At 39.2% G+C, this 2,765-nt stretch carries 1 protein-coding gene; it reads left to right on the top strand.

Annotated features, from left to right (window positions below):
• The coding region (locus tag ABY905_RS16070; RefSeq protein WP_372645705.1) for a M3 family metallopeptidase at positions 1 to 1,995 on the top strand (1,995 nt) is incomplete at its 5' end.
• Positions 1,996 to 2,765 lie beyond the last annotated feature (770 nt).

Genomic DNA, 2,765 nt, shown 5'->3' with positions numbered 1-2,765 from the left:
ACAGCACCGTTTGATCAAATTAAATTTGAACACTATAAGCCAGCTTTCCTTGAAGGAATGAAGCAGGAGCAAGATGAAGTTTTAGCTATTGCGAACAGCACTGAAGAGCCTACTTTCGAAAACACCATTGAGACTTTCGAAAAGACAGGTGAATTACTTTCTAAGGTGAGTAATGTTTTTTTCGCACAAAAAGGTTTTAATAATAACGATTCTATTTCGGCTTTAGAAAAGGAAATGTCACCACTATTCACAAAACATGGTGCTGATATTAGTTTGAATGAGAATTTATTCAAGAGAATCAAGACGGTTTACGATAAGAAAGATGATTTAAAGCTTTCTGTTGAGCAGAACACTTTGTTAGAGAAAATGTATCTGGGTTTTGTACGTAGTGGTGCAAACCTTGATGCTGACCAAAAAACAAAACTTCGTGAGATCGATGGTAAACTGGCTTTGTTAACCATGCAGTTTGGTGATAACGTATTGGCTGAAACCAATGCTTTCAAATTGGTTATCGACAAGAAAGAAGACCTTGCTGGTTTACCTGAGTCTGTTACTGGTGCTGCTGCTGAAAAGGCAACGGCTGCTGGTGAAGAAGGTAAATGGTTGTTTGGCTTGGATAAGCCATCTATGCTTCCTTTCTTACAATATTCTGACAAGCGCGACTTGAGAGAGAAATTGTACATGGGTTATGTGAACCGTGGTAACAACAACAACGAGTTCGATAACAAGAAGAATGCTCAGGAGATTGCTAACCTAAGAATTGAGAGATCTAAGTTGTTTGGATTTAAAAACCATGCGGCTTACGTTCTTGACAGAAATATGGCTAAAACTCCAGAGAAAGCTATGGAGTTATTAAACAAACTTTGGGATGCTGCTTTGCCAAATGCAAAGAAAGAAGCTGTTGAATTACAGAAAATGATTGACAAAGAAGGTGGCAAATTTCAGTTGGCTTCTTGGGACTGGTGGTATTATTCTGACAAAGTGAAGAAAGCGAAGTATGCTTTGGATGAAGAAGAATTACGTCCTTACTTTGAGATTAACAACGTACGTGACGGTGCTTTTGCCTTGGCTACAAAGCTTTGGGGTATCAAGTTTGTTGAGCGTAACGATATTGCTAAATTCCACGAAGAGTGTCAAACTTGGGAACTACAGGAAGCTGACGGAACACATATTGGTATCTTCTATTTAGATTACCATCCTCGTTCTTCTAAGCGTGGTGGTGCTTGGATGGATTCTTTCCGTAAGCAGTCTGGTTTAGGAACAGCTAAGGAGATTACTCCAATTATCATGAATATCTGTAACTTCACCAAGCCAGTAGGCGACGGACCAGCTTTGATTAGTCCCGATGAGGTTTCGACTTTATTCCACGAGTTTGGTCACGCACTACACGGATTCTTATCGAAGTGTCGTTACAACACATTGTCTGGTACTTCAGTATCTCGCGACTTTGTTGAGCTTCCATCTCAGGTAATGGAAAACTGGTGTTTCGAGCCAGAGATGCTAGCGATTTATGCGAAGCATTACAAAACAGGTGAAGTTATTCCAACTGAATTGGTTAATAAGATTCAGGCTGCTGGTAAATTTAACCAGGGTTTTGGTACTGTAGAATATCTTGCAGCTTCAATGCTTGATATGAAATATCATACTTTAACTGAGCCATTAACTGAAGATGTAATGACTTTTGAGAAGAACTACCTTAATGGTTTGGGATTAATTTCTGAGATCTATCCAAGATATCGTTCTACTTATTTCAACCACATTTTTGCAGGAGGTTACTCTGCTGGTTACTATGCTTACATTTGGGCTGGTGTACTTGATTCTGATGCTTTCCAGGCATTTAAAGAAACATCACTATTCGACCAGGCTACTGCAAAAGCATTCCGTGATAATGTATTGTCTAAAGGTGGAACAGAAGATCCTATGGTACTTTACAAGCGCTTTAGAGGTGCTGAGCCAAGTATCGAGCCTTTATTGATAAAGAGAGGTTTAAAATAAACCCATCTAAATTATATTGAGAAATCCGATTCACGAAAGTGGGTCGGATTTTTTTGTTTTACCCAAACCCTAAAGGGACTTACAAGTCGTTGTATTTTTCCGAAGTCCCCTTTAGGGAATTGAAACGGAGTGGGAATCGAAGAAGTCCATTAAGGGGGCTGGAACAGTAGTGAATGGGTGCAATAAGATACCATTCATTTCGCCTCCTATTTTTAAGAAGGAAAAGTGAAGCGCGAAGACGAGCTGGTTCCTTTTTATGGAGCTACTTTACAAACTAGTGTTTCGGGATGAAATTTAATTTACAGTTGCATAAGCGACTTGAATCCCGCCTAAAAAGGAACGAACCACTTTACATTAAGAACTACTCGAAGCATTTGCTGTATATCTTGTAATGCAAGAGGTACACAGTTTGCAGAAGCAGCTATAAAGCATTCAGAAGCAAGTATTGAGTCTGCAAGAGCAGCTATAAAGCATTCAGAAGCAAGTATTGAGCATTCAAGAGCTGCTATAAGGCATTCAGAAGCAGGTATTGAGCATTCAAGAGCTGCTATAAGGCATTCAGAAGCAGGTATTGAGCATTCAAGAGCTGCTATAAGGCATTCAGAAGCAGGTATTGAGCATTCAAGAGCTGCTATAAAGCATTTAGAAGCAAGTATTGAGTCTGCAAGAGCAGCTATATACCCTTCAGAAGGAGACTGAGGAACGAAGACGAGGTGACTTTATATGCTCATCATAATTTATAATTATTCTAGCTTTTATTTAACATGATT

Origin of the sequence: Ancylomarina sp. (assembly GCF_041555295.1) — a bacterium.
Lineage (GTDB): Bacteria > Bacteroidota > Bacteroidia > Bacteroidales > Marinifilaceae > Ancylomarina.
The sequence above is the reverse complement of the archived record's forward strand: the minus strand, read 5'-3'. Positions and strand labels throughout refer to the sequence as shown.